Here is a 19,733-nt window from a genome sequence, read left to right as displayed (position 1 = left end):
AATCGGGGGGCGGGACCATATGAAAGTGAACACAGGTGAACCGGTGGGTAGCGGGATGAAAATTTCGGATTTTCAAACCAAAGATGTTATTAACATTACGGATGGCAAACGACTGGGTCAGATTAGTGATTTGGAGCTGGATCTGAAACAGGGACGAATCGAAGCGATTGTTGTGCCGGGTTATAGTCGTTTTATGGGGCTGTTCGGCGGGGGAACGGATCTGATTATCCCATGGAGAAACATTGTGAAGATCGGTTCGGATGTCATTTTGGTTAAAATGGATGAAATGAAGGAAACTACCTATGATGAGCGCGACCGTGAAGCCCGCTTGTATGACGAACAGAACAACCGCATGGACCGGGTGGAACGAATCGAACGGCTAGATCGCAGCCAGCGCCGAACGATATAATCGAGACAGAACGGGGTTCATTTGGTACACTGGAAGTTGTGAGGTGAGAGGATGGAACCGTTTATTTTGGATAAGGAAATACGGTCAGGAAGCCAGAGCTCTAATTTGGGTCCTGACCCGTTGTTATTATATGTGGAGCCGTGGAAACTGGAGTTTAAGCATATGAAAGCCGGTTTTACGACAAGGCAGGGTGGTGTCGGAAGCGCGCCTTACGCCAGTCTCAACTGTGCCTATCATGTAGGGGATGATCCGGCTGACGTGCTACATAATCGTAAACTTGTAGCTGAAAAGTTGGGTTTCCCTTTGGAATCCTGGACTTGTGGAGAACAGGTACATGGGAAACATGTAACTGTAATTACCGCTGATGATCGGGGCAAAGGTTTGCTGGATCGGCAGTCTGCATTGCAGGATACGGATGGTTTGGTCACCAATGTGCCAGGTGTGCTGCTGACTTCCTTTTATGCAGATTGTGTACCCCTTTATTTCTATGACCCCGTACAACAGGCGGTGGGGCTTGCTCATGCGGGATGGAAAGGTACAGTTGCCGGTATAGCCGAATCGATGGTTGAAAAGATGGAGCAGGAATATGGAAGTCGCAGACAGGATATCCGTGCTGCAATTGGTCCCTCAATTGGGGATTGCTGTTATGAAGTGGATGAAGCGGTTATGCAGCATGTACGGGTTTGGCTGGATCATTCCTCGGGTAATGATGAATACAAGAACTCTGCATCAAATCAAGTATATCGGCCAGCCGGAAATGGCAAAACGATGTTAAACTTGAAAGAATGCAATCGACACATTATGATGAAAGCAGGAATATTGCCGGATCATATCGAATGTACAACTTGGTGTACAAGCTGCAATCCCGAGCTGTTTTTCTCATATCGTAAAGAAAATGGCATTACCGGGAGAATGGCGAGCTGGATTGGGCTGGAAGAGAGGTGACCCTCTGTGTCATTGGAGGAGCGTATACAACTGGTAAATCAGAAGATCGAAGCCGCGTGTCAGCGCAGTGGCCGTCAACGTGAAGATGTGAATGTGATTGCTGTCACGAAATACGTCTCACTTGAAACAACGGGAGCTGTACTGGACCACGGTCTTGAGCATATTGGCGAAAACCGCTGGCAGGATGCACAGGCGAAATGGGAAGCATTCGGTCAGCAAGGTACCTGGCATTTTATCGGTCATTTACAGACGAATAAGGTGAAGGACGTCATCGGTAAATTCCGTTACATACATTCACTGGATCGTTTGTCCCTGGCCAAGGAGTTGGATAAAAAGGCGGCGTCTCTTGGCATCCAGGTGGAAACACTATTGCAGGTGAATATTTCGGGTGAAGAAAGCAAGTATGGCTTGCAGCCTGAACAGGCGAGTTCTTTTTTACGTGAAATCAGTTCGTTCAACAACCTGAAGGTCATCGGTTTGATGACCATGGCACCCCATGAGGAAGATCCGGAGCTTACACGTCCCGTATTTCGCGGACTGCGTGAGCTTAGAGACCATTTGAATGGACAAGCTCTGACGGCAGAGCCATTAGCCGAGTTGTCGATGGGCATGTCCAATGATTTTGAAGTGGCGATTGAAGAAGGGGCAACCTGGGTTCGGCTTGGATCGATTCTCGTAGGAAAAGAGGAGGGTTCACAATGGGCGTAATGAATAAGTTTATGAATTTCCTCGGGCTACAGGAAGAGGAAGAAATTGTGGAACGTGAGCGTATGGCGGCACAAGAGGAACATGATCCTGATCAACAGGAAGCTGAAACCTCAAGTCTCGATAAACGTAGAAACCAAAGGGGGAATAATGTGGTGAGCATTCATTCCCAGAAAAATGTTAAAGTCGTCCTTTATGAACCGCGTTCTTATGACGAAGCACAGGAGATCGCTGACCATCTGCGCTCCCATCGTACAGTTGTGGTTAACCTGCAGCGAGTGCGTCAGGATCAGGCACTGCGCGTCATTGATTTCTTGAGTGGCACAGTATATGCACTGGGCGGCGGTATTTCAAAAATTGGTGGCAACATTTTTCTCTGTACGCCAGATACGGTTGAAATTCAGGGAGCAATTACGGAAATACTGGCTGACAGCGAGCAAGATTATAACAGAATGAGGTGAGCCACTTTTGCAACAGGTTGAAGTTGTATTGTACACGCTATACCAGATTTATTTTTACATGGTCATTGTCTACATATTGATGTCATGGCTTCCCAACGCACGGGAAAGCTTCATCGGTGAATGGCTAGGCAAATTGGTGGAACCATACCTAAGACCTTTCCGTCGATTTATTCCGCCTTTGTTCGGTATGTTGGATATTTCACCGATTGTGGCGTTAATCGTTCTGCAACTTGCGCTTAATGGGCTGATCTCCATCCTCCGATACTTTGTATATTAGGGTAGGGTGAACATAGATGAGCGGTGAAATTTACGAGCATTTTAGTCATGACGAGCGGGATTTTGTGGATAAAGCCTCAGACTGGGTTGAACGTGCAGGCAAGTTTCATGACATGAAGCTAACTGACTTTCTTGATCCCAGACAGGCCTTTATTTTACAAACACTTGTTAACCGTCGAGATGATGTACAGATTCGTCTGGATGGTGGTTATGAAACAGCTGAACGTAAGCGGGCGCTGATTGCACCGGATTATCGGTATCTGGACGATGAAGATATGGGTATGCAGGTGATGAGCATTACGTCTGACGATCAGAAGATTAAAGAGCTGGAGCATGGGGACTATATGGGTGCCCTGCTCGGGCTTGGCATGAAACGTGGCAAGATCGGTGATATTCAAGTGCTGGAGGACGGGTGCCATACGGTGGTGGCGTCGGAAACCGGCGCTTTTTTATCGCTTCAATTGAACCAGGTGCACCGGGTACATGTGTTTACAGAGCTACTGGCATTGGATCAGCTGAAATGGTCCCAAAGTAAACTGGAGACGATGGATATTACCGTGGCTTCCCTGCGTTTGGATGGCATCTGTGCAGATGTGTATCGGCTTAGTCGCAGTAAAGTTCTGGTCCCGATCAAGGCCGGTCGCTGTCGTGTGAATTGGAAAGTGGAGGAAGATCCGTCCAAATCACTAAAAGCCGGCGACGTGGTTTCCATTCAAGGTTTTGGTCGATTCAAGGTGCTGGAACAGGAGGGGTTGACCAAAAAGGGACGCTGTCGCGTAAAAATCGGCAAATTTGCCTAAGTGTGTTGCAGGAAAACCCGCTTTCTTGTCGAAATGTTTAAGGTAAAGGTGCAAAAAACATTCGGTGTTTCCGATATACATTAAAGTGCAAAGGTTGATATGATCGCTAAAGGATCAGAGTCTGATCCTGCATTCCGTATTAGTTGCCAGGATTGGGCATCTCATATACGGCCCCTTGGGTGGAACCCATATGCTGCAAACCTTCTCGTCCGGGAAGGAACTTTTACAGGAGGTGGACAGCATGCCATTAACGCCGCTGGACATACACAACAAGGAATTTTCCCGACGCTTGCGCGGGTATGACGAGGATGAGGTCAATGAATTCCTGGATCAAGTCATCAAAGATTACGAAGGCGTCATTCGCGAAAACAAAGAGCTGAGCAATCAGTTGCTGTCCGTACAGGAGAAGCTTGATCATTTTGCAACGATTGAAGAGACGCTGAGCAAAACGATTATCATTGCGCAGGAAGCTGCGGATGATGTGAAGAACAATGCGAAAAAAGAAGCACAGTTGATCGTGAAGGAAGCCGAGAAAAATGCGGACCGGATCATAAACGAATCATTGTCTAAATCACGCAAAATTGCTTTGGAAGTCGAAGAGCTGAAAAAGCAGGCGTCCATCTACCGTGCCCGTTTCCGTACACTTGTGGAAGCACAGCTCGAACTGCTGACTCAGGATGGTTGGGAAGCGCTGGAGAGCCGGGAACAGGAAGTCCGTGACCGTGAGCGGGAAATGAAGGAAATTTATTAGTCTATCCGCCTGGTTGACTTTTACCTGTAAAGAGGCTATAACTATATTCATAATGAATAGTGATTCCATGACGGGTTCAGTACGTTATGATCTCATCCCTCAGAGAGTTGGCGTTTGGTGCAAGCCAATGGATGAGTTATAGCCGAATATCTCCCCGGAGAAGTGACGCTGAAGCGGTGAATTAGTTGCCGTGTGTAAGCGAAACCGTGAGCCGAACGTTATATCGGCACCCTGCTGTAGTGAAGCGGGGCATAAGCGCTGTTGATGACAGAGCATACCCAATTTATATTGGATGTGGTTTGTGATGAACAGAATTAGGGTGGTAACGCGAGTATAACCTCGTCCCTTTCCAGGGATGAGGTTTTTTTGTGTCCAAAAAAAGCAGCGAACGCCCATGAGGCCCGAAGGTGCCTCAAGGAGAGAGCCCACGCCGGAGAAGCGAAGCGTCCGGCAGCTCCCCCCACGTAGTAAGGCCCGGCGGCGTTCCCGGAGGGGACAGCCGCAAAAGGGCCGACTCCAACATACACACCTTCGCAAACGCCGCCGCAGTCCCGCCAAAGACAACCCATCCCGGGTGTCCAGAGGGCGGAGCGCCTATGGGGTCCCCCTTGGTAAGGGGGATTTAGGGGGATTGAAACGCTTTTTGTGGACGGTCCACAATCTAACACAGTTGAAAGGAAGATAATCATGCAACGAGTTGACGTCAAAGAGAAAGCACGCGCCAGAGAACTACGCGTGTTAAACAAATGGAAAACCGAGAATACATTCAAAAGATCCATCGAAAACCGGGAAGGCAAGCCGAACTTCGTATTTTACGAGGGACCGCCAACGGCCAACGGTAAACCGCATATCGGTCACGTACTCGGACGGGTCATCAAGGATTTCGTAGGACGTTATAACACCATGAAGGGTTACCGCGTCGTTCGTAAAGCGGGCTGGGATACACATGGTTTGCCTGTAGAACTGGGTGTTCAGAAAAAGCTCGGCATCTCCCACAAGTGGGAAATCGAAGATTACGGCGTGGAGAAATTCATTAACGAATGTAAAGCGAGCGTGTTCGAATACGAGCAACAATGGCGTGATCTGACGGAAGGGATCGGCTACTGGACGGACATGAATAATCCGTATATCACACTCGACAACAATTACATCGAAAGTGTGTGGAACATTCTGGCGACGATTCATGAAAAAGGCCTGCTGTACCGCGGTCATCGTGTGAGTCCGTACTGTCCTTCTTGTCAGACTACACTTAGCTCCCATGAGGTGGCGCAAGGCTACAAGGACGTCAAGGACCTCAGTGCTACGGCCAAATTCAAGCTGGATGACAGCGGCGAATTTGTGCTTGCCTGGACAACGACGCCTTGGACATTGCCATCACACGTTGCGTTGGCCGTGAACCCGGATATGGATTACTCCCGTGTTCGTCAGGACAACGAAGTGTATATCATGGCGACCAATCTGGTTGAGAAGGTTATGAAGGACGCCAAAGGTGAATATGAAGTGATCGGTTCCCTGAAAGGGTCAGACCTGGTTGGTAAAACGTATGATCCTCCGTTCAACTACGTGCAGGCTGAGAAAGCAAACATCATCCTGGGCGCAGGCTTTGTAACTGATGCAAGCGGTACAGGGATTGTACACATGGCACCTGCTCATGGTGAAGATGACTATCGTGTATGTCGTGAGAATGGCATCAGTTTTGTGAACATGGTGGACCTGGAAGGCAAGTTTGTGCCGCAGGTAACTGATTTTGCCGGACGTTTTGTGAAGGATTGCGATATTGATATCGTTAGATACCTGTCGGAAAAAGGACGTTTGTTCAGCAAAGAAAAATATGAGCACAGCTATCCGTTCTGCTGGCGTTGTGATACACCGCTTCTCTACTATGCAATGGACAGCTGGTTTATCCAAACAACAGCAATCAAGGATCAACTGATCGCCAATAACAGTGAAGTAGACTGGTATCCAGGTCACGTTCGTGATGGTCGCTTTGGCAAGTTCCTTGAAGATCTCGTAGACTGGAATATCAGCCGTGACCGCTATTGGGGAACGCCACTGAACATCTGGGTGTGTGAAGAGACAGGTGAACAATTCGCCCCGCATAGCATCGCTGAACTGCGTGCCCGTGCGATTGGCGACGTGCCAGAGAATCTGGAACTGCATAAGCCGTATGTAGATGACGTCAAAGTCATGAGCTCTTGTGGCAAATATGAAATGAAGCGTACACCCGAAGTGATCGATGTCTGGTTCGACAGCGGCTCCATGCCGTTTGCCCAGCAGCACTATCCATTTGAAAATAAAGAAATATTCGAACAGCAATATCCGGCAGATATGATCTGTGAAGGAATTGACCAAACGCGCGGGTGGTTCTACAGCTTGCTGGCCGTATCTACACTTTTGACAGGCAAAGCGCCTTACAAAGCAGTTATGGCAACAGGACACGTTCTTGATGAGAATGGACAGAAGATGTCCAAATCCAAAGGCAACGTTATCGATCCATGGGAAGTGATTGAAGAATACGGTACAGATGCATTCCGCTGGGCTTTGCTGTCTGACAGCGCACCATGGAACAGCAAGCGTTTCTCCAAAGGCATCGTGGGCGAAGCGAAATCCAAAATGGTGGATACGCTGGTCAACACCCATGCATTCCTGACGCTCTATGCTACGATTGATGGATTTGATCCACAGGAGCATCCGTTCAAGCTGTCTTCACACAACCTGGATCGCTGGATTTTATCAAGACTGAACAGCCTGATTCTCGTTGTAGAAAAAGCGCTGGCTGTTAACGACTACCTGAACTCTTCCAAAGCTATCGAAGCATTTGTGGATGAGCTCAGTAACTGGTACATCCGTCGTTCCCGTGACCGTTTCTGGGGCAGCGGATTGACAGAAGACAAACTGGACGCCTACCGTACATTGACTGAAGTGCTGGTAACTACAGCCAAGCTCGTGGCTCCGTTCACACCGATGCTTGCAGAAGATATCTATCTGAATCTGACTACTGGTGAAAGTGTGCACATGGATGATTATCCGGTTGCCAATGAAGCGTTGATTGATTTGGATCTGGAGCAGGATATGGAGACAGCTCGCCGAATCGTTGAACTCGCCCGTAACGTTCGTAACGAAACAGGCATCAAGACTCGTCAACCGTTGTCCGAACTGATCGTTTCTCTGGATAAAGGTTTCAATCTGGCAAGTTATGAAGAGATCATCAAGGATGAGATCAATGTCAAAAGTATTCGTACCGAGCATGATGATGCGGACTTCGTTGATTTTACTTTGAAGCTGAATTTGAAAGTAGCAGGCAAAAAATACGGTAAAAACGTAGGCTTCCTGCAGAACTTCTTCAAGGGAATGTCAGCGGATGAGACTCGTAAAGTGGTAGCAGAGGATGTGCTAAACGTCGTTTCTCCGGAAGGTGAGGAGCTGCAAGTGACGGGTGAAGAATTGCTGGTGGAGAAACAAGCCAAATCCGGTTTTGCCTCAGCATCCGGCTATGGTCTGACGGTAGCTCTCAATACGGAGATCACTGCAGAACTCGAACAGGAAGGCTGGGTCCGTGAAGTCATTCGTGCAGTTCAAGATACACGGAAGAAGCTGGATCTGCCAATTGAGAAAAGAGTACGTTTGACGCTGGATGTGGACGCTGCTCTTCAAGCAGCGATTCAGGCCTTTGATCATGTGCTGCGTGAGAATGTGCTCGTTACCGAAGTAACCTTCGGAACAAATGATTCGATGCAACGAATTGAAGCCGGAGGCAAAGCCATCGGTGTATATATCGAGGGGTAATACAGTAATTTTCACGTAAGGCGGTCCTGGAGAAAGGTTACTTTGTCAGACTTTAACGGAGACAGAGTAACTCTATTTCAAATAGGACAGTATATAGAGACAGAAATGCCAACGAGCCTCAGATGCAGGAGAAGAATCCTGTGTCCTGGCTCGTTTGGTTTTTCAGCAAATGGGCAATGATTTCTATTGTGCAGACACTCTATATACATCAAAGGAACTGAGTAAATTATGAACGAACAGGATAGCCGATCACCATTGAATTCAGAATCCACGCATTCCAAGAATGCAGAGGACAAAATTGAAGAACTTCATACGCTCACCAACCGGCTTGCCAATGAACTCGAACGTTCGCGGATCGCGCAGTACACAGAATTGCTGAACCGGCCATGGAAGCTGATTGGACTTAATCTGTTGTCCGGAGCAGCACGTGGCGTGGGGATCGCAATCGGGTTCACTTTTTTTGCAGCCACGATCATTTATGTGTTACAGGTTCTTGGGGCTCTTAATCTGCCCATTGTAGGTGATTACATTGCAGATATTGTGCGAATTGTGCAACGACAGCTGGAGTTAAACACATATTAGTCAGTCAAGTGATCAATACGAATCGTCCGAATCGAAATCCGGTTCTAACAGACCTTCGCCTTCACGGTTCTCCAGATACTGTCGATATTGCCGATTGCGCACGATGGACACATCATGACCGTAGATATCGGTGGCGACAAAGCTCTCATATGCTTCAACGCATCCCTCGACTTCGTCTGTGGCTTCAATCGCCATAACATCATAACTGTCGATGTCCCGTCCCTCAGCCATGGCTGGCGTGTTGGAGGTACCCCAACTTTCAACAATCTGCCACGCATCCTCGCCGTCGAAGCCGTTCTGGTCATCCCGTTCATCTAGGCTTGTGCGGCCAAAGGCCGGAGCGAGGAATTCTTCCTCGACAGGACGATTTTCGGAGACAACGGTTTCGGGTTGATGCTTTTTGCAGTACTTGGTGTAAGGAACAGCTTGCATGCGTTCATAAGAGATGGGCTGCTGACACACGGCACAAATCCCATAATGGCCTTCATTGATGGAATGCAGAGCAGAATCAATGCGCTCCAGTTGAAATTCATCATGCTCCAGCAGCGAAATATCCTTTTCGCGTTCATACATCTCGGTTGCGATATCACCTGGATGGTTATCAATCGGTGATAATTCACCTGTCTGGAGTTTCATGGAGTCACCAAGACCATAATGTTCGTTTTGCTCCAGTCTATGTTCAATATCACGCTTTTCGGTTATCAGTTGGGAACGTAACAGTTGCATTTGTTTGGCAGTGAAATGTGACATCGTTTTCCCCTTTCTGTTCTGTGTGGACTCCGGTTTTTGTCTCTGTTGTAGGATGTACCATTTCGTGCAGAATTACAGAAGGGAAATGTTATCGTTTTTGCCATCCGGACTGCGGCGTACCGCGTCGTGGACGATTTCCAAACAGCTGTGCTACAATGAACAAGTCTGGCGTTAAGCCTGGTATCGTTTGGAAAAGACAAGAACGGAGTGACAAACAAACGTGGTGTATTATATCCTCGCTTTTATCGTATTTTTAGTCGATCAGGGAACGAAGTTCCTAATTGCAACCCGGATGGAACTTAGAGATGAAATTCCGGTGATTGGCAATTTCTTTGTCATCACATCACATCGCAACTCAGGTGCAGCCTTTGGTATTTTGCAGGATCAACGCTGGTTCTTTATTGTGGTTACGCTGGTAGTCGTGGTGGCTTTGGTTTGGTATTTGCAAAAGGTAAAAGATACTCCGCACAAATTGCTGCCCGTGGCGCTTAGTTTAGTGCTTGGGGGAGCCATTGGTAACTTCCTGGATCGGGCTTTGACCGGAGAGGTTGTCGATTTTATCCAGCTTAATTTTGGAAGCTACACGTTTCCCATTTTCAACATAGCCGATTCGGCGATCTGTATCGGTGTGGTACTGATTATTGTGGAAACGCTGCTTGAAGGACGGCGCGAGAAAGCTGCCGCAAAGGTCGAAGGGAATGAACATCATGAGTAAATCGCAAAATGAAGAACAAATTAACGGAGATACGTCAACGCATGACGATGAACTCTTGAATGGCAATGATCGTATGGAATGGACGGTTGCCGCAGAACATAATAGGGAACGAATTGACAAATATATTACAGAATCCATGGATAATGTATCGCGCTCTCAAGTTCAATTGTGGATCGGAGACGGGTTCGTAACGGTGAATGGGGCTAAAGTTAAAGCCAACGCCAAATTATTTGAAGGTGATCTGATAGAGCTTCTGATTCCTGAGCCGACGACTGTGGAGATTATTGCTGAAGACATTCCGCTTGAAGTGGTATATGAAGACAGTGATTTGATCGTTATTAATAAACAGCGTGGCCTGGTTGTACATCCAGCACCAGGGCATACGTCGGGAACACTTGTTAATGCACTGATGTATCACTGTAAAGATCTCTCAGGCATTAACGGCGAGCTACGTCCCGGTATTGTGCATCGGATTGATAAGGACACATCAGGACTGATTATGGCTGCCAAAAATGATCGTGCTCATGCCTCGTTGGCCGCTCAGCTCAAAGAGCATAGTGTGAATAGACGATATATTGCACTCGTTCATGGGCATCTTAGTCACGATCAGGGTACGATTGATGCACCGATTGGCCGAGACACCAATGATCGCAAAATGTACACCGTTACAGAGCGTAACAGTAAACATGCGGTTACGCATTTTACTGTTACGGAACGCATCAATGACTACACGTTGTTGGAACTGAAGCTGGAGACAGGACGTACCCACCAGATTCGTGTTCACATGAAGTTCATTGGTCATCCGCTTGTTGGAGATCCAACGTATGGTCGTAATAAAGGGATCAAAATGCAGGGACAGGCTCTGCATGCTGCGATTCTAGGTTTTGTACATCCAACGACCGGAGAATACCTTGAGTTTACAGCGCCGCTTCCGCAGGATATGGAAGATGTTCTGGCCTCATTGCGTAGTCGCTGACAGCTCGAGAAAGTACAAATGTTCGGATAATTTGTCCATGGTTTTGAACGCGCAAATGCTTCATATTAAAGTGTAGAAATTTGCGTCAAATGAGGAGATGAACAAAATCATGAGTATCGATAAATATCAGGAAACGTACATTCAGACTAATTTTGCCGACCGTATTGGCGGCTCCAACTATGGTAAAGACACCAACATCTATAAATTCGAGAAAATCAAACGTGCCAAAGCTTCGGCTAAAAAAGATTTTCCCAATGTAGAACTGATTGACCTCGGCGTAGGTGAACCGGACGAGATGGCAGATGCAGGCATCGTAGATGCATTGGCTGAGCAAGCCTCCAAACCTGAGAACCGTGGTTATGCGGATAACGGTATCCCTGAATTTAAGGAAGCGGCTGCTGCTTACCTGAAAAATGTATTTAATGTAGAGGGTATCGACCCATCAACTGAAATCGTGCATTCCATCGGTTCCAAGCCGGCTTTGGCTATGATGCCTTCCTGCTTCATCAATCCAGGTGATGTAACGATCATGACAGTGCCAGGATATCCGGTTATGGGTACACACACCAAATACCTGGGTGGGGAAGTATTCAACATTCAATTGACCAAGGAGAACAACTTCCTGCCGGACCTGACGGCCATTCCGGAAGATATCGCAAAACGTGCGAAGTTGCTCTATCTGAACTATCCGAATAACCCAACGGGTGCGAGTGCAACGGTGGAGTTCTTTACGGAAGTGGTTGAATGGGCGAAGAAATACAGCGTTGTCGTTGTGCATGATGCTCCATACGCAGCACTGACATATGACGGCACAAAACCGTTCAGCTTCCTGTCCGTACCTGGTGCGAAGGATGTTGGCGTAGAGCTTCACTCCTTGTCCAAGTCCTACAACATGACAGGCTGGAGAATTGGTTTTGTAGCAGGTAACCCGCTTGTTGTAAAAGCATTCAGCGACGTGAAAGACAACAATGACTCCGGTCAGTTCATCGCGATCCAGAAGGCTGCTGCCTATGGATTGAACCATCCGGAAATCACGGAAAAAATCGCGGAGAAATATTCCCGTCGTCATGACCTGCTGGTAGCTGCACTGAACGAGTTGGGCTTCCAGGCTGAGAAACCTAAAGGTTCCTTCTTCCTGTATGTTGAAGCACCAAAAGGGATTGTGGGTGGCCGCCGCTTTGAATCCGGCGAAGACTTCTCCCAGTTCCTGATCCGTGAGAAACTGATCTCTTCGGTTCCTTGGGATGATGCCGGTAACTTTGTCCGTTTCTCCGTTACCTTTGAAGCTAAAGGGGAAGAAGAAGAGAAACGTGTTATCGCTGAAATTAAACGCCGCCTGAGCGACGTGCAATTCGAATTTTAATTTAAGTTCACATTATCATAATATGTAGCTAAAAGAGACCGGAAACGGTCTCTTTTTTATGCAAAAAATTATAAATTCTTCCTGTAATCCCTTTACAAAACTATATAAGCAACATATGATTAAATCTTTACGTTATGTATTTAGTCAGAAGTTGCTTTTGAAGGGAGTTATGGAAATTGTTATCATCTCGTACCAATACCGTGTCCACACCTGCTGCAGGAACAGGTAGTACCTTTTCAGGTTTGCTTAAACTGTTGAGGCCGAAACAATGGACCAAAAATGTGCTATTGTTTGCCGCACTGCTTTTCTCTTTTGAGGAAATTCGGACGGAGACCATTCTATCGACTTTGTTAGGTTTTATTTTATTTAGCCTGGTTGCAGGCTGCGTTTATATTTTAAACGATTATGTAGATCGCGACAGAGATCGTCAGCATCCGGTGAAGATGTTCCGTCCCCTTGCTTCTGGACAGGTCAACCCGGCTCACGCTTTGGTATTCGGAGTTCTGCTGCTGATTCTTTCCGTCGGGACAGCCTTTGTGATGAACCCGTTATTCGGAGTGTTATGTATTGTTTATTTCCTATTGAATGTGTCGTACTCATTTGTGCTGAAACATCTCGTTATTTTGGATATGATGACCATTGCGGCTGGATTTGTGCTTCGTGCGATTGCGGGTGGCGTGCTAATCCATGTACCATTTACGCCGTGGTTCCTCATTTGTACAATGCTGCTATCCTTGTTCCTGGCTATTGGCAAACGGAGGAATGAACTTACCCTGCTTGAGGGAAATACCGGTTCGCACCGTAAAGTTCTGGATAACTATTCAATTACGTTATTGGATCAGTTTAATACCATTGTCACAACCGCGACCATTATCAGCTATTCGCTTTTTACGTTCACATCCGATCGCACCATTCATTTAATGTGGACGATTCCATTGGTCATATACGGCATGTTCCGCTATCTGTATTTAATTCATATGAAGAACCAGGGTGGTTCGCCGGATCGAGTTCTATTTGAGGACAAGCCTATCTTAATCACGGTCATTTTGTATGTCATCAGTGTTATTTTGATTTTTGCTATTTTTGAATAAAGTTAGAGTCTGGAAGGTAGAGGGGATCAGGGTGAAAAGCACGAAAGTCGCCATCTTTGATATTGATAAAACGATTATACGCAGAGATTCCATGTTTCAGTTTGTACATTACGGCGTTCGGCGTTACCCGTGGCAGGTATGGAGATTGCCTGTCATTGCATTTCATACCGCGCTGTTCAAGGCAGGTCTGATGAGCGTTGAACGTGTTAAACGTTCCTATTTCAAGGGCATTGAGCGCATGTCCGAAGAAGATCTGGAGCATTTTTTTGATACGCGACTCCGTTCTGCCATTTTTGCGGAGGCAAGTGTAGAGATGCAGCATCGTAAGGAAGCCGGTTACCACGTATTGCTGGTGACTGCATCTCCGCATGCCTATATGAAATATTTTAAAAACTTCCCTTGGGTGGATCATGTCATAGGTACCGATCTGGTTCGTCACCCGAATGGCTATACCTGTAGGATCGAAGGCAGCAATTGCAAAGGGGATGAGAAGGTTCGCCGAATTCAGGCCTATCTGGATGAGAAAAAGATGGTGATTGATTATGATCAATCCTGCTCCTATTCCGACTCCTTATCCGATCTTCCAGTGATGCAGTTGGTAAGTCAGCGATACTTTATTAACAAGCGCGTGCCAGAGATGGAGGCATTGTCGTGGGGGAGATAAGAGGGCGCCATACAGGCAAGTTATTGATGTTGGTCTCCGCCTTTCTTACAGCGACGGGCCAACTGTTCTGGAAATGGGGTCTGACTGAGTGGATCTTTTTGGGCATCGGCTTTCTTTGTTATGGACTTGGTGCCATTTTGATGATCAAGGCGTTTGCTTTGGAAAAACTGTCTGTGGCCTATCCTTTGATGTGTGCAAGCTACGTGTTTGCGCTGATCTATGGATATTTTTTGCTAGGAGAAGAAATTACGGTGCAGAAGTTGGCGGCTGTCGTGCTGCTTGGAATCGGGGTGACATTGACCAGTGTTGATCGATAGCTGGATGATTGCTGTACTGATCGCAATGACCCTGTGTGGAGCGATGGGAGGAGCGGGTCTGAAAGCCTACGCCACCAGCCGCAAAAAGCTGCATGTTCTAGTAGGGCTTGGATTCTATGGTACAGGTGCGCTGCTGAACATTGTATTGTTGAAATTTCTTCCCTTAACGGTTGTACTGCCTGCCAATGCGTTAACGTATGTGTGGACGCTCATTATAGCGCGGTTTGCATTTAAGGAGAACGTGGGTCCTTTGCGCTGGATAGGTGTCGTTTGTATTATGGGCGGGTTGTGTTTGTTGGTTTTCTAGAATAATTGAAACTGGATGTGAACGCATGAGATTTTTGGACTACATATTTGTTAATCGCAGAACCAATTGGACGGCATTTTGCCTGTTTGCGGGTTTTGCTCTTTTTTACGGTCTGATGAATGGCCCTTACGTGACGTACATTGCAGATTACGCAGAGCTTCTAGGGTCATACACGCCATTTAGTACGGCGCAGTTCCCACTTAATTTATTTAACTTTGATCCTTCCATGTATTATGGAGCCAACAGTTCTTCGGTTATTCATCCGTTAATTTCATTTCTGGCGGTTACGCTTGAAGCAGGTGCTCAATTACTGGGCGGAAATTGGTTCTTTCTTATCCTGCAGTCGCTTGTGAATGCGGGCTCGGTTGTGCTGGTATTTCTGTTCTTGAATCAAAAAGATAAACAAAGCACTACACCGTTACTTTTCGCTTTATTATTCGGTTTTAGCTCCTATCTCATGTTTACTGCATTGATTCCGGACTCCTATCCGTATGTACAGTTTGTTATTCTGTTCTCTGTGCTGTACATGCAATACACCCGTGAATGCAAAGATGTCCGTTACATCCCAAATGCGCTGCTGGCATCCATTAACTTCGGACTGACGTCGACCAACATTGTACCATTTGCGGCCGCCATGTTTTTCAATTTGCGGACGTGGCGTAACAAGTCGGGTTGGAAAAAGTATATCGGAATCATGGCGCTGGCCGTTGCTTTCATCGTAGTATTGACAGGGATTCAGTACATCGCGTTTGGCGGTCGTAGTTGGGTCAGCAATTGGTTGCTCGGTATTCAAAATGGGGGAACAAGCTATGCCACTCCATTCCAGTTCGCAGTTCATTGGAAGGCTCTAAGCTTGCTAACGATTAATCCGATGCTGTCACCGAAAGTGCATTTGCTGGACCCGGGCATGGTAGCGTTTGTAACGGACCTGTCCCGTTCCAATCCGATCTATGTGCAGCTCACGGGTATTTTTATCCTGTTGCTAGCGCTCACTGGGTTTATCAAGGGCATCCGTGAACGGGAAGTGTGGACTCTTGCGCCATACATTCTGTTTGCATTTGTACTTCATATTGTTGTTGGTTTCGGGCTAGCGGTATTTCAATACGATATGTACCTATACGCAGGACACTATCTGTTTGCGTTTTTCCTCCTCGGTGGGGGCTTCGTCATCGGTCTTCGTCAGGGGTTGGGGAAAAAAGTGTTAATAGGCTTGATCATGCTATGTATTCTCGTTACTGCAGTCAACAATATCTATCGTCATGTAGAAACATTAACAACGATTAAGCAGTCCTATGATCAATTGGAACAGGAACGTACAGTGAAATAATCAGACATTTTAATTATTCTATACTAAGAGACAAGGCCATTGGATTGTAAATCCAATGGCCTTGTCTCTTTGAGCATGATTCATTCGGTATGTGCAGGTTGGTTTAAAAACCAAAAGACCCTCTGCATTCATGACACAGAGGGTCGCTCGGACGATTTAAGCAATAATTTTGGTCTTCTTGGCATTCTCGGCTGAACGTTTGGTCAGACTGCTGAGTGGACGTTTCAAAGCGAGGGCAACGATGAGACTCAGCGCGATGAACATGCACAACCACAGAATATCCTTGATGGCCGTCGACCACAAGATGCCGCCGACCGACTCACGCAGCAGACTGATCGCATACGTGAAGGGCATGAACGGATTCAATGCCTGGAAAAAGGGCGATGTCATGCTGATCGGGAATGTACCGCCCGAGCTGGAGAACTGGAACACCATGAAGATGATGGCGATGCCTTTGCCGATATTCCCAAAGACGGACAGCAGGGTGTACGTTATGGTGACAAACACGGCACTCACCAGCATGGCAAACAGGACAAACCACAGCTTATCTGCGACGTATGTTCCGAGAATCAGGATGTCTCCCAGGCTGACACAGACCGCTTGAAGCAATCCAATGGTCAGAAAAGTACCAAGACGTCCGAGATACAACTCATATCCCCTGAACTTGCCTTCTGGATTTTCAGCTTCGGCACGAAGCAGGGAAATCAGCAGCGTTGAACCGACCCACAAGGACAGCACGCCATAAAATGGTGACATGGCCGATCCATAATTCGGAATCGGGTAAAGCTGCTGTTCCTTGATTTGTACTGGACTTGCAAGGAAAGCACTTTCTTCTTCAATGTCTCCGCGCAAAAGTTTGGCGAGTTCGGCAAACTGGTTATTGCCTTCCACTTCCCTAAGCTTGTCTGCAGCCTTGCTGATGGCACTTTCCAATGCGGGCAGGTCATCACGTACAAGCGTGGCAACACGATGTACTCCTTTTTCAACCTCTGGCAGCTGGTTCTGTACAAAATCGGATGCCTTGCCGATCTGTTTCTCGGCATTAGGCAGATCGTTCCGAACAAAATCAGCCGCTTCGTTCAGCTTGGTTCCCAGCTTGGGCAGATCGTTCCGAATTAATGAAGACACCGTGTTCAGAGCTTGGATAAAGCCTTCACTTTTGTTCGCGAGTGTCTCCGATATTTCATGGATCTTAGATTGTATTTGAGGCAGTTCGCTCTGGATTTTCGTCAACTCGGTCTGCCCAAACGTAATCCCTTCTTTGGCTGACGCAAGAATGTCCTTAATATCCGGAATTCGATCTCTGGCCCCCTGTAGTGCATCTGCTGAAGTGGAGAGGATAGACCTGAGTTTATCCGCACCAGCCGCAAGTGCAGGTGATATTTCGCTATCGTAGGTGTTCAGGATATTGCCAATCCCGCTGCTAATGTCCTTGGAGAGGGCATTTAACTGAGCGATGACGTCTGCAGGCGGAGTTGTATTACGACGCATCGCATCACTGATGATCCCAGCCAGGCGGATTTGCAGCTGAAGTTTATCAGAAATGGTGTTCAGTTGCGTAATTTTATTGCTCAGTGGATGGCTAGGAAGCAAATTGTCGATTTTGCTGAGTAATTCCGCCATACTGTCAACGAGTTTTACCGCAATCCCCAAGCGGGCAGCGATCCGGTCCAGATCTTCTGGTGTCGGCAGCTTGTTAAGATCCGTATTTTGCAATTGCCCAAATACATCTCCTGCAGCGTTTGCGATTTGCTGCACCAGCAGCAGGTTTTGCCGGATCGCCGGGCCTATAGCCTGAAACGCTTCTTCACTGGAATCTACAAACTGATTCAAGCCTTCGGCCAGCTCAATCCCGTTACCAGCGATTTGGGATACTTTGTCCAGATCTTGCTCTGCAGCGGTTACGATAGACAGAGCTTTGTCGGTTTTGTCCAGGGCCGTTTGAATCACACCTGATACCTGACCAAAGTTTGCATCCACTTCCCGAATACGTTCTACGGCTTTTTGAATATCGGGAATCCGTCCCTGAATAGCCAACACCTCGGATGCCGCATCATTAATTTGTGGCCAATACTCCTGCACCTTGAGCACATACTGTGCGGCTTCATTAATTTCGGGTAGTTTTTTTTCGATTTCGACGATCTTTTGAGCATCTTTGACAATACCAGGCATGGCTTTTTCCACTTCCAGTACCTTTTGACCTGCGGACTGTATAGCCGGAAGATTTTTCTCCAGCGTGAAAATGCCATTCTCCATCTTGCGCAAAGTTGGAAGCTGGGCATTGATTTCAACTCCGGCTTCCTTCAACTTGGTTAGAACAGCCTGACTGACGGCTTCAGTAAAATTTTCATTGATTTGTGTTGTTATCGCAGATACACCGGAGCCTGTGATTTTTGGAGCAATGGCATTAACCTTCTCATTAACGGTATAGATTACCTCTGGGCGCTCCAGCTTCCCGTCAACAATGCCTGTAATTTTGGATGAAAAGTCCTCGGGAACGAGTAGGCTTGCATAATACTCTCCGGTTTGCACACCCCGTTCAGCCTCAGCCTGATTCACAAAAGTCCATCCCAGTTTTTCATTCTGTTTCAGGCTGGATACGAGTTCGTCCCCGATATTGACGCTGGTTCCCGCAACAGTCGCACCCTTGTCCTCGGTTGTCACCGCAATTTTGATCCCCTGGGTGTTACTGTACGGGTCCCAGACAGATTTTACGTTAACCCAGTCATACACTCCCGGCAGTAAAATAATAGCCACAATTAGAAATATACCTGTGGGAACCTTCAAAATATGCAACCAGTCTGTTTTGTAAATGTGCCAAATGTGACGCATAACTTCCTCCTAAATGTAAATAAATGTAGATCTTATCTTATTTCTATGTCGCATATTTGTAAATCCTTATGTATATCGGCTTTATTGCAGCTTCAATGAATTGTTTCATGTTTATAAACTTTACCCATTTCACGGCGTACTAATGCAGAGCCTTTATGTATTCCGTGTTTCTGGACGTTGAACTCTAGAATTTGAAGATATGGATCACATTAAATATGTTATTAAAACTAAGGCAGTTAAGGCTAAACTCACCGAATGTTTTAAAAGGGAGGGCTTTGTCTCCACGTTGAAAATAGTCGGAGGATTATTTTGGCGGTAAGATTCTCCTTAATTTCTTATGGATAAATATACAGTTTTATTGTATAATTATGAATAACGAATGAAATGTGATGTGTTTGGATGTTTTTCAGCCGAACTGCTGATTCTAAGAGGAATACAGTAGAGGAATTTCGCCTGTGATGTTGAGGTGTTGACAGGGGGTTGTCTTTCTGTCATAATTCATGAAGATAAACGGACATATTGAGTACAGAACCCTGTGAGGTCCTGCAATATGAACGACATGAATAGCACCTTTAAATCAGTCCCGTGAGACTGGCAAGGTAACGTGAACGATACATCGTTTTTTTGCTGCGGCAAATGAAGCGATGCATCCCGAGAGTAAACTTTCTTCAGAGCG

Annotated in this window: 19 protein-coding genes and 1 other annotated feature; of the genes, 17 read left to right on the top strand and 2 right to left on the bottom strand. The window is 46.8% G+C overall.

Going from position 1 to position 19,733, the window contains the following annotated elements; translation table 11 throughout:
• Positions 1-19 precede the first annotated feature (19 nt).
• The 9 genes from QP794_RS16260 (at position 20) to QP794_RS16220 (ending at position 8,715) form a co-directional block, all read left to right on the top strand.
• On the top strand, positions 20-409 hold the full coding sequence (locus QP794_RS16260) for a YlmC/YmxH family sporulation protein (protein WP_236642200.1): 390 nt from the start codon (positions 20-22) through the stop codon (positions 407-409).
• A 51-nt stretch (positions 410-460) separates the two neighbouring features.
• Entirely contained in the window at positions 461-1,354 is an 894-nt protein-coding gene (gene pgeF / locus QP794_RS16255) for a peptidoglycan editing factor PgeF (protein ID WP_285078078.1), read from the top strand.
• A 6-nt stretch (positions 1,355-1,360) separates the two neighbouring features.
• The gene (locus tag QP794_RS16250) at positions 1,361-2,062 is read left to right on the top strand and encodes a YggS family pyridoxal phosphate-dependent enzyme (protein WP_285078077.1); all 702 of its coding nucleotides are present in this window, start codon (positions 1,361-1,363) and stop codon (positions 2,060-2,062) included.
• Positions 2,053-2,520 (top strand): cell division protein SepF, encoded by a 468-nt coding sequence (locus QP794_RS16245; protein ID WP_024628406.1) that lies wholly within the window; start codon positions 2,053-2,055, stop codon positions 2,518-2,520. Before QP794_RS16250 ends, QP794_RS16245 begins: the two co-directional genes overlap by 10 nt.
• 7 nt (positions 2,521-2,527) lie before the next feature.
• A complete protein-coding gene (locus QP794_RS16240) occupies positions 2,528-2,797 on the top strand; it encodes a YggT family protein (protein ID WP_024628405.1) in 270 nt (89 codons plus the stop codon).
• Between the two features lie 16 nt (positions 2,798-2,813).
• Positions 2,814-3,596 (top strand): YlmH family RNA-binding protein, encoded by a 783-nt coding sequence (locus QP794_RS16235; RefSeq protein WP_285078074.1) that lies wholly within the window; start codon positions 2,814-2,816, stop codon positions 3,594-3,596.
• A 241-nt stretch (positions 3,597-3,837) separates the two neighbouring features.
• A complete protein-coding gene (locus QP794_RS16230) occupies positions 3,838-4,347 on the top strand; it encodes a DivIVA domain-containing protein (protein ID WP_024628403.1) in 510 nt (169 codons plus the stop codon).
• A 58-nt stretch (positions 4,348-4,405) separates the two neighbouring features.
• Positions 4,406-4,697: a binding site (T-box leader), on the top strand.
• A gap of 337 nt (positions 4,698-5,034) precedes the next feature.
• Positions 5,035-8,133 (top strand): isoleucine--tRNA ligase, encoded by a 3,099-nt coding sequence (gene ileS, locus QP794_RS16225; RefSeq protein ID WP_285078073.1) that lies wholly within the window; start codon positions 5,035-5,037, stop codon positions 8,131-8,133.
• 228 nt (positions 8,134-8,361) lie between these two features.
• A complete protein-coding gene (locus QP794_RS16220; protein ID WP_024628401.1) occupies positions 8,362-8,715 on the top strand; it encodes a DUF5665 domain-containing protein in 354 nt (117 codons plus the stop codon).
• 12 nt (positions 8,716-8,727) lie between these two features.
• On the opposite strand, the gene QP794_RS16215 is transcribed toward QP794_RS16220, so the two are convergent.
• Complete coding sequence (locus tag QP794_RS16215) at positions 8,728-9,465, bottom strand: TraR/DksA C4-type zinc finger protein (RefSeq protein ID WP_285078072.1); 738 nt, start codon at positions 9,463-9,465, stop codon at positions 8,728-8,730.
• A gap of 220 nt (positions 9,466-9,685) precedes the next feature.
• Here QP794_RS16215 and lspA point away from each other — a divergent pair, with 220 nt between their 5' ends.
• The 8 genes from lspA (at position 9,686) to QP794_RS16175 (ending at position 16,225) form a co-directional block, all read left to right on the top strand.
• Positions 9,686-10,180, top strand: coding sequence for a signal peptidase II (gene lspA / locus QP794_RS16210; RefSeq protein WP_024628399.1), 495 nt, complete (start codon positions 9,686-9,688; stop codon positions 10,178-10,180).
• Positions 10,173-11,156 (top strand): RluA family pseudouridine synthase, encoded by a 984-nt coding sequence (locus tag QP794_RS16205; protein ID WP_285078070.1) that lies wholly within the window; start codon positions 10,173-10,175, stop codon positions 11,154-11,156. The genes lspA and QP794_RS16205 overlap by 8 nt, the downstream gene beginning before the upstream one ends.
• Positions 11,157-11,265: 109 nt before the next feature.
• Positions 11,266-12,519: an LL-diaminopimelate aminotransferase gene (locus QP794_RS16200; protein ID WP_285078069.1), complete on the top strand. Its 1,254-nt coding sequence runs from the start codon at positions 11,266-11,268 to the stop codon at positions 12,517-12,519.
• A 176-nt stretch (positions 12,520-12,695) separates the two neighbouring features.
• Positions 12,696-13,610, top strand: coding sequence for a decaprenyl-phosphate phosphoribosyltransferase (locus tag QP794_RS16195; RefSeq protein ID WP_483311918.1), 915 nt, complete (start codon positions 12,696-12,698; stop codon positions 13,608-13,610).
• Positions 13,611-13,641: 31 nt separating this feature from the next.
• Positions 13,642-14,274 (top strand): HAD-IB family hydrolase, encoded by a 633-nt coding sequence (locus QP794_RS16190; protein WP_285078068.1) that lies wholly within the window; start codon positions 13,642-13,644, stop codon positions 14,272-14,274.
• Between the two features lie 26 nt (positions 14,275-14,300).
• On the top strand, positions 14,301-14,591 hold the full coding sequence (locus QP794_RS16185; protein WP_285078305.1) for an EamA family transporter: 291 nt from the start codon (positions 14,301-14,303) through the stop codon (positions 14,589-14,591).
• On the top strand, positions 14,578-14,898 hold the full coding sequence (locus tag QP794_RS16180) for an EamA family transporter (protein WP_285078067.1): 321 nt from the start codon (positions 14,578-14,580) through the stop codon (positions 14,896-14,898). Before QP794_RS16185 ends, QP794_RS16180 begins: the two co-directional genes overlap by 14 nt.
• A gap of 25 nt (positions 14,899-14,923) precedes the next feature.
• Positions 14,924-16,225, top strand: coding sequence for a DUF6080 domain-containing protein (locus QP794_RS16175; protein WP_285078065.1), 1,302 nt, complete (start codon positions 14,924-14,926; stop codon positions 16,223-16,225).
• Between the two features lie 156 nt (positions 16,226-16,381).
• On the opposite strand, the gene QP794_RS16170 is transcribed toward QP794_RS16175, so the two are convergent.
• Positions 16,382-19,057, bottom strand: a complete 2,676-nt coding sequence (locus QP794_RS16170; RefSeq protein WP_285078064.1) for a YhgE/Pip domain-containing protein — start codon at positions 19,055-19,057, stop codon at positions 16,382-16,384.
• Between the last annotated feature and the right edge of the window lie 676 nt (positions 19,058-19,733).

The organism is Paenibacillus sp. UMB7766-LJ446, from assembly GCF_030226665.1.
In the GTDB taxonomy this organism is placed as follows: Bacteria; Bacillota; Bacilli; order Paenibacillales; family Paenibacillaceae; genus Paenibacillus; species Paenibacillus vandeheii.
The sequence above is the reverse complement of the archived record's forward strand: the minus strand, read 5'-3'. Positions and strand labels throughout refer to the sequence as shown.